The following is an 8011-nucleotide window of genomic DNA, read 5'->3' as shown; positions in this document are numbered from 1 at the left end:
TGTTTGGCTTTGCTTCGGTCCCGCATACTTAGCTTTAGCGCAAAACCGTGCGTATCCAGCGGTTGACCCACTGCTGCTGTTTGCGGGTGATGGTGCTGTAACCGGGTGTACTGTGCTCCGGCGGCGGTTCTACAAAGCCAAAGGCGGGAGGAAGGCGGGTGTCTTTGATGGCCGGGTAGACCCACATTTCGGCGGGTAGCGCCTGTTGCGCCTCGGGGTCCTGTAGAAAGGCCACCAGCTCGCCGGCCAGTGCCGGTTGGGCCGCTCCTCTTAATACCGCCGCGCCTTCTACCTGACGGTAAACGCCTCCTTTGAGTAGCAGGTTCCCTGTCGGCGGAACCCTGTATCGGCCCTTGCTGAAGAAAACCTCCGCCGCAGGACTGGTGGTGTAGCTGACTATCAATGGACGACTACCACCGTTTTGGGTAAATTCAGTGTAGTAGGCATCGCTCCAGCTTTTGGTTATTTTTACGCCATTTTTACGCATATTTCCCCACCAAGAAAATGCCTTTTGTTCTCCCATATACCCGATATTAGCCATTAAAAATGCTAAACCAGGGCTGGAGGTACCAGGGTTGGGCATCACTAGAAGGTCTTTATACTCAGGTTTAGTTAAATCTTCTAATGTTTTTGGCAGGGCTAATCCTTTTTGATCAAACCATTTTTTATCATAATTGATAGCTACATAAGCATAGTTGACAGCTGCAATACCAGGGAGCCCTGCTACCGTGGTTTTACTTCGCGGTTGGTGGATGGCTAGTATACCGCTTTGGCTAGCTTTACCAATATTGGCATTATCTAATCCATAGACGGCATCAGCAATTGGATTAGCTCGGCTCAGAATAAGCTTATTCAACATTTCATTACCGCTACCGACTTTAATAATAGAAACTTTGGCGTTGTTTTCTTGTTCGAATTTTGCCAATACTTCTTGTGGCAGACTAAATGATTTATGCACGGCTAAACGCACCTCAGTAGCAGCAAAGCCGTTTAGGCTGAAAAGTAGTGAGCTCAGCCCGAGTAAAAAGGTTTTTTTAATCATGTGATTTAGCTGGGTAAGTTTGTTTAAGAATAAGGTATCATACTAATTATAGAGATTCTATACAAAAATAGGTTGAGGTTTTTAAAAATAGTATTTATAAGCATTAATTAATTTTTTGTTATTTTATATCAATATTTTATGGAAATATAGAATTTATGAGCCCGGTTTGGTTGTTTGATTTTGATAATACCCTGCATCATGCCGATGCAGGGATTTTTGATTTGATTAATCAGCATATGACGGTTTATTTAGCTAATAAGCTTAAGATAAATATAGAGCAGGCTTCTTATATTAGAAAAGATTATTGGCACCGATACGGAGCGACATTAGCAGGATTACAATTACATCATCCCGAGATTGATATATATGAATTTTTGCAATGTAGCCACCCTTTAGAGAAGCTTTCTGAGGCTTTAGTGCCAATGGTAGGCAGTGCGGAAACTTTAGCTGCTTTAAAGGGTCGAAAAATAGTATTTTCCAACGGACCTTCATTTTATATACAGAGTTTGATAAAACAATTGGGGCTTGAGTTTTATTTTGAGGTTTTACTGGGAACCGATGATCTAGATTTGGCTTATAAGCCCTCAGACAAAGCTTATTTAAATGTTTGTCAAATTATAAAAGTTATGCCGTCTGAATGTATTATGGTAGATGATAGTTTAGATAACCTACGTACGGCAAAAGCTTTAGGTATGCAAACAGTATGGTTTGGACAAAGTGAAAGCCAATTTTCATTTGTCGATTTTACCGCTATTGATATGGCTGCTTTAGCAGAATGGGGAAAGACCTTGTAATGAATTTTACTATTCTGCCAATCCGTATTTGATTACAATATATGATTATATTTTTTTAATTAAGGATACTGGGATGCGTATCGTTCCCCTTTTGGTTTTGATTGCAGCTTTAACCGGATGCAGCTGGGAAACCTATCAAAAAGAAGATGGTAAAACAGGTCTTCGGCCTAAATATGAAGCGGGTACACGAGTTTATTATCAAGATGGATCATATTCAAGGAATATGCACTATAACGGCTTTCGCCCAGAACCCCACGCGGTTAAACCTAATGCGGTAGAGCCTAAAGAAGTAGGCGGTACCAAATGGCAGCCACCAATCAAATAATAGTTGTGGCAAAATAATGCCGTCTGAAAAATAATTTTCTTTAATAAATCTACTATTTTATAAAGGGTCAAACATGATGAGCCAAACCCCTCTTCACATAGTGATTCTTGCAGCCGGTAAAGGCACTCGCATGTATTCCAAATTACCAAAAGTGCTACATGAAATCGGCGGCCAAAGTATGGTTGCACGTGTCATTGATACGGCTCAAAGCCTTAATCCTGCCAGTGTATCTGTAGTTATTGGGCATGGTAAAGAGCAAGTATTGGAGCGTGTAAAACGTAATGTGAATTGGGTAGAGCAAACCGAGCAGCTGGGTACCGGACATGCGGTTAAAATGGCATTGCCCTATCTGCCTAAAGAAGGCCGTACATTGGTTCTATACGGCGATGTACCTTTAATCGATCGTAATACTTTGGAAGCTTTGTTAGAAGCAGCTGGCGATGAAGTTGGCCTGCTGACGGACGTGCTGGATAATCCTACAGGATATGGCCGTATTATCCGTGAAAACGGTAATGTGGTCGCGATCGTTGAAGAAAAAGATGCCGATGTTGCGCAAAAAGCCGTAAAAGAAACCAATACTGGTATTTTAGTGCTACCCAATGCCAAGCTTGAGAATTGGCTTAATGCTCTGCAGAGTAATAATGCACAAGGCGAATACTATCTTACTGATTTGATTTCACTGGCTAACCGAGACGGTATTAAAGTACACCCGGTTCAAGTTTCGGCCAGCTATTTGGCAGCCGGTGTAAACAATAAATTGCAATTGGCCGAATTGGAACGTATTTTCCAAGAAGGACAAGCAAAAACACTGCTGACGGCAGGGGTAACCTTACGCGATCCGGCACGTTTTGACTTACGCGGTAGCTTGAAGCACGGGCAAGATGTTGTAATTGATGTTAACGTGGTGATTGAAGGAGAAGTAGAGCTTGGAGACGATGTAGAAATCGGTGCCAACTGCTTTATCCGCAATGCTAAGATTGCTGCGGGTACCAAAGTTCAGCCTTTTTCGCATCTTGAAGGTTGCGAAATTGGCGAGCGTGGGCAAATCGGACCGTTTGCCCGCTTACGGCCTAATGCCAAATTAGCCGCCGAAGTGCATATCGGCAATTTTGTCGAGGTGAAAAATACAACGGTAGGACAGGGCAGTAAAGCCAACCACCTAACCTACTTGGGAGATGCTGAAATCGGCAGTAAAACCAATATCGGTGCAGGTACGATTACTGCCAATTATGATGGCGTAAACAAATACAAAACCATTATCGGCGATGAAGTTCGGATTGGTTCAAACAGCGTTTTGGTCGCTCCTGTAACAGTAGGTAACCGTGCGACGATCGGTGCCGGCAGTGCCATTACCAAATTATGCCCTGAAAATAAACTGGTGCTTGCTAGAGCCCGCCAAAGCGTAATCGAGGGTTGGATACGCCCGGAAAAGCCGGCTAAAAAATAATCCTTCTTTCAGACGGCCTTACGATAAAACTAGGCCGTCTGAAAAAGTTTCCATGCTTATTTTGTCGAGAGTCGGCAAGGTAGGGTTTTGATAAATCTGATACTAAGGAACTTTTATGTGCGGTATCGTAGGTGCTATTCGTGCCAACCACAACGTTGTGGACTTTTTAACAGACGGTTTGAAACGTCTTGAATATCGGGGTTACGACTCTTCGGGCATTGCTGTGCAAACCGGCGAAAAAATCACCCGAGTGCGCCGTGTAGGCCGTGTGCAGCTGATGGAAGATGCAGCGCGTGCCAAAGGCGTGCACGGTCATATGGGTATCGGTCATACCCGTTGGGCAACCCACGGCGGTGTAACCGAACCTAATGCCCACCCGCATATTTCAGGCGGCCTGATTGCCGTGGTGCATAACGGCATTATCGAAAACTTCGAAGAAGAGCGTATCCGTCTGCAAGGCTTGGGCTATGAATTTGAATCGCAAACCGATACCGAAGTAATTGCCCACAGCGTAAAGCACGAATACCAAAATAACGGCGGTGATTTGTTTGAAGCCGTTAAATCTGCCTGTGCCCGTTTCCACGGAGCCTATGCCATCGGCGTGATTGCCAACGACAACCACGAAGAAATGGTTGTGGCGCGTATGGGGTGCCCGTTGCTGGTTGCATTGGGCGACCAAGAAACCTTTATCGCATCCGACGTATCCGCAGTGATCGCCTTTACCCGCAATATCGCTTATTTGGAAGACGGCGATATCGCCATTCTGACTGCCGGCGGTATCAAAAAACTGATTGATAAAAACGGCAATCCTGCCGAGCGCAAAGTAAAAGTATCCGAGCTTTCGCTGGCTTCGTTGGAGCTTGGCCCATACAGCCATTTTATGCAAAAAGAAATTCATGAACAGCCTAAAGCAATTGCGGATACTGCCGAAGTATTTATCGATGGCGGCTTTAATCCTGAAAACTTCGGCGAAAAAGCCCGCGAAGTATTCGAAGATATCGACAGCATCAAAATCTTAGCCTGCGGTACTTCTTACTATTCCGCGCTTACCAGCAAATATTGGCTTGAATCCATTGCTAAAATCCCGACAGATGTTGAGATTGCCAGCGAATACCGCTACCGCGACGTGATAGCCAACCCCAAACAGCTGATTATCACCATTTCCCAATCCGGCGAAACACTGGATACCATGGAGGCGTTGAAATACGCCCAATCTCTCGGCCATAAGCACAGCTTGTCGATTTGTAACGTAATGGAATCCGCCCTGCCGCGAGAAAGCGAACTGGTGCTTTATACCCGCGCCGGTGCGGAAATCGGTGTGGCCTCTACCAAAGCCTTTACTACCCAATTGGTCGTATTATTCGGTTTGGCCGTTACCTTGGCGAAGCTGCGCGGTTTTGTTGGCGAAGAGCAGGAAAACCGCTTCCGCGAAGAGCTGCGCCTGTTGCCGGGCAGTATCCAGCATGTGCTGAATCTTGAGCCGCAAATCGCCGCATGGTCGCAAAAATTCGCCAAGAAAACCAGCGCGTTGTTCCTCGGTCGCGGTATCCATTATCCGATTGCCCTCGAAGGTGCATTGAAACTGAAAGAAATCACCTATATTCATGCAGAAGCCTATCCCGCAGGCGAGCTGAAACACGGCCCGCTGGCTTTGGTAGACGAAAATATGCCGATTGTGGTGATTGCTCCCAACGACAGCCTGTTGGACAAAGTAAAAGCCAATATGCAGGAAGTAGGCGCGCGCGGCGGTGAATTGTTTGTATTTACCGATCTCGACAGTAATTTCACCGGCAGCGAAGGCGTACATGTAATCCGGACCCCGCGCCATGCCGGCGTATTGTCGCCCATTGTTCATACAATCCCTGTACAGCTGCTGTCTTACCATGCGGCATTGGCACGCGGCACTGATGTCGACAAACCGCGTAATTTGGCTAAATCGGTTACGGTAGAATAATACTTTTATTAAACTGCAAGTAATTGATTAATAGAAAATGCCGTCTGAAAAAATTTCAGACGGCATTTATTTTAATGCTATGAAATATGGATAAATTATTAAGTTTTATATATAAAGGCTAATCAGGTTTGTATGGAGGATTGGCATTAATAGGCAATGAAGAATGCGACACCTTCACCTTAGGCCAACGTTTTTTCATCTGGTACCGAAATACCTCTACTTTATTTTTGCTATTCGTTTTTTCAAAATTTACACCCAATATCACCTCGTTAACCATATTGCATATTTCGGCGTATGGCATATAAACCGAATTGGTATTTGAACAATATTCAAGCTCAGAATCGCCAAGCTTAGTAATAGTTAAAAGCCTAAACTCTTCCTCATCCCGAAAAGCAAAATCTTTAAAAAGATAGCGGATATATTCTAAACTTTTCTTTTCTTCTATTGATAAATATTTATTTTTTCTAATATATTTAATTAAACTATTTAGCCCCTCTTTTAGCTTTTCTAATCTGATTTTGTGCCAAGTGTCGTTACTACCAATACATTGCAAATAAATACCAAAATTTTGTTGGTTGTTTTCTAACTCAAAATCACATTTATCCTTATTAATATATTCATCTAAATAAGCAATATAAGCTACTTGGTAGAGCGGTAAAGCTGTTTTATCATTTTTTATACTATTTGTTTTTGAATACTGATTATTTAAGTATTCGTTAGATTCTAGGGCATTATTGGATAATGAAGGGTAGGCCATCTCAATATTAGGGATTTTTAGCCAATTTCCTTCTTTATTAAATACCAAACAACAGCCTGAGGCTTCTACACCGTCTTCTTTTCCATATAGTCGGAATTGGTTTAAATCATTAATACGGGTAGAAAAACAGCTAAAGAAAGCATTGTAAGTATCAAAATCAGTTTTATTCTGTAAATCCAAATCTTGTAAATTTAATAATTCTAATAAACTTTTTCCTTCAAGGGGGTCATTCATATAGGTTGCACTACCCATACGCATTTTGCTAGGAATATTTTGTTTCGAATTGCTTGAATGGGCTAAATTAAATAATAAGTTACATACTGTAGGATTGGTATAGTGTGCCAATGGTATTTTTCCTAGTTCATAGGGAGTAATATGTAATGAAGTCAAAATGGTGACAATATATTTTTCTATTTTTGAGCATTCTTTATCTACATCAAGCTTTAATTTTTCAGAAATGAAAGATTTTTTTAAATCAAAATATTTTCGTAATATTTCTGCTGAACATTCTCCAGTTGTTTGTATTTTTTTGGCTTTTTCGAAATAACACTGTTTAAGCCAAGATTGTGCATTCTGTTGCGCTTCGATTTTCTGCTGTTCATCTGTCAGTTGATTCGCCAGTTTCAGCTGTTCTTCATGGTGTTTAATCGCGTCATCAAACCAATCCTGAGCTAAAACCTCATCGCCGGTTTTCAGCGCTTGTTTGAAATAACACCGCCCAAGCGCAGCTTGTGCATTCTGTTGCGCTTCGATTTTCTGCTGTTCATCTGTCAGTTGATTCGCCAGCTTCAGCTGTTTTTCATGGTGTTTAATCGCGTCATCAAACCAGCTCTGAGTCTGAATCTCATCGCCGGTTTTCAGCGCTTTTTCCAAATAACATCGCCCAAGCCAAAATTGTACATTCTGTTGCTTCTCAATTTTCTTCTGTTCATCCATCAGTTGGCTTACCAGTTTCAGCTGTTCTTCATGGTGTTGAATCGCTTTATCACACCAGCTCTGAGCCTGAACCTTATCGCCGATTTCCAGCGCTTTTTCTAAATAACACCGCCCAAGCCAAAATTGTGCATTCTGTTGCTCTTCGATTTTCTGCTGTTCATCTGTCAGTTGATTCGCCAGTGTCAGCTGTTCTTCATGGTGTTTAATCGCTTTATCAAACCAATCCTGAGCCTGAGTTTCATCGCCGGTTTTCCGTGCTTTTCCTAAATAACACTGTCCAAGCCAATGTTGTGCAATCCCTTGTTTTTCAATTTTCTTCTGTTCATCCGTCAGTAGGCTCGCCAGCTCCAGCTCTTCTTCATGGTGTTGAATCGCTTCATCAAACCAGCTCTGAGCCTGAATCTTATCGCCGGTTTTCTGTGCTTTTTCTAAATAACACTGCCCAAGCCAATGTTGGATATAGCATGCTTTTTGAATATCGTAAGGTTGATTGTTTTGAAGCAAGTACCATGCTTTATTAAGGCTTGAAATCGAATCATCATATTGATTTTTTAAAAGTAATTCTGCACCTTCTACTATCAGTTCTTGTATCGTTTTCTCCATTAATTAAACCTTTCTAAATTATTTTTGGGGCTGTATTAGATTGGCAGTTATGTTACCCTTTAAAAATGAAGATAACACACTGTAAACTATCTAAAAAAGTACAAAAAAAGTTGCTTGAATTTTTTGTACTTGAGGTAACCGCCCGTTCTGCTG

At 42.4% G+C, this 8011-nt stretch carries 6 protein-coding genes and 1 pseudogene; 5 read left to right on the top strand and 2 right to left on the bottom strand.

What is annotated here, in order from left to right; genetic code table 11:
- Positions 1–34 precede the first annotated feature (34 nt).
- Complete coding sequence (locus ACEPPX_RS11365; RefSeq protein ID WP_416624128.1) at positions 35–1042, bottom strand: thiamine ABC transporter substrate-binding protein; 1008 nt, start codon at positions 1040–1042, stop codon at positions 35–37.
- A gap of 155 nt (positions 1043–1197) precedes the next feature.
- Here ACEPPX_RS11365 and ACEPPX_RS11360 point away from each other — a divergent pair, with 155 nt between their 5' ends.
- From ACEPPX_RS11360 to glmS, 4 genes are all read left to right on the top strand, one after another.
- The gene (locus tag ACEPPX_RS11360) at positions 1198–1836 is read left to right on the top strand and encodes a pyrimidine 5'-nucleotidase (protein ID WP_416624127.1); all 639 of its coding nucleotides are present in this window, start codon (positions 1198–1200) and stop codon (positions 1834–1836) included.
- A gap of 73 nt (positions 1837–1909) precedes the next feature.
- Complete coding sequence (locus ACEPPX_RS11355) at positions 1910–2161, top strand: hypothetical protein (protein WP_047760790.1); 252 nt, start codon at positions 1910–1912, stop codon at positions 2159–2161.
- 76 nt (positions 2162–2237) lie between these two features.
- Positions 2238–3608 carry a bifunctional UDP-N-acetylglucosamine diphosphorylase/glucosamine-1-phosphate N-acetyltransferase GlmU gene (gene glmU, locus ACEPPX_RS11350; protein WP_416624129.1) on the top strand — a complete coding sequence of 457 codons (1371 nt, stop codon included), beginning with the start codon at positions 2238–2240 and terminating at the stop codon, positions 3606–3608.
- A gap of 115 nt (positions 3609–3723) precedes the next feature.
- Positions 3724–5562 (top strand): glutamine--fructose-6-phosphate transaminase (isomerizing), encoded by a 1839-nt coding sequence (gene glmS / locus ACEPPX_RS11345; protein ID WP_416624126.1) that lies wholly within the window; start codon positions 3724–3726, stop codon positions 5560–5562.
- 118 nt (positions 5563–5680) lie between these two features.
- Here glmS and ACEPPX_RS11340 read toward each other — a convergent pair whose 3' ends face one another.
- Positions 5681–7858 carry a sel1 repeat family protein gene (locus ACEPPX_RS11340; RefSeq protein WP_416624125.1) on the bottom strand — a complete coding sequence of 726 codons (2178 nt, stop codon included), beginning with the start codon at positions 7856–7858 and terminating at the stop codon, positions 5681–5683.
- A 65-nt stretch (positions 7859–7923) separates the two neighbouring features.
- Here ACEPPX_RS11340 and ACEPPX_RS11335 point away from each other — a divergent pair.
- A pseudogene (locus ACEPPX_RS11335) lies at positions 7924–8011 on the top strand (IS1595 family transposase); the annotation flags it as partial.

Origin of the sequence: Neisseria sp. S1, assembly GCF_048060015.1 — a bacterium.
Lineage (GTDB): Bacteria > Pseudomonadota > Gammaproteobacteria > Burkholderiales > Neisseriaceae > Neisseria > Neisseria arctica.
Note: the sequence above shows the minus strand (reverse complement) of the source record. Positions and strands in the feature narration are given on the sequence as shown.

What these genes read in the sequence shown, in the direction of transcription:
- ACEPPX_RS11365 (WP_416624128.1), bottom strand. Translation starts at nt 1,042, where the DNA reads ATGATTAAAAAAACCTTTTTACTCGGGCTGAGCTCACTACTTTTCAGC.
- ACEPPX_RS11360 (WP_416624127.1), top strand. Translation starts at nt 1,198, where the DNA reads ATGAGCCCGGTTTGGTTGTTTGATTTTGATAATACCCTGCATCATGCC.
- ACEPPX_RS11355 (WP_047760790.1), top strand. Translation starts at nt 1,910, where the DNA reads ATGCGTATCGTTCCCCTTTTGGTTTTGATTGCAGCTTTAACCGGATGC.
- glmU (WP_416624129.1), top strand. Translation starts at nt 2,238, where the DNA reads ATGAGCCAAACCCCTCTTCACATAGTGATTCTTGCAGCCGGTAAAGGC.
- glmS (WP_416624126.1), top strand. Translation starts at nt 3,724, where the DNA reads ATGTGCGGTATCGTAGGTGCTATTCGTGCCAACCACAACGTTGTGGAC.
- ACEPPX_RS11340 (WP_416624125.1), bottom strand. Translation starts at nt 7,858, where the DNA reads ATGGAGAAAACGATACAAGAACTGATAGTAGAAGGTGCAGAATTACTT.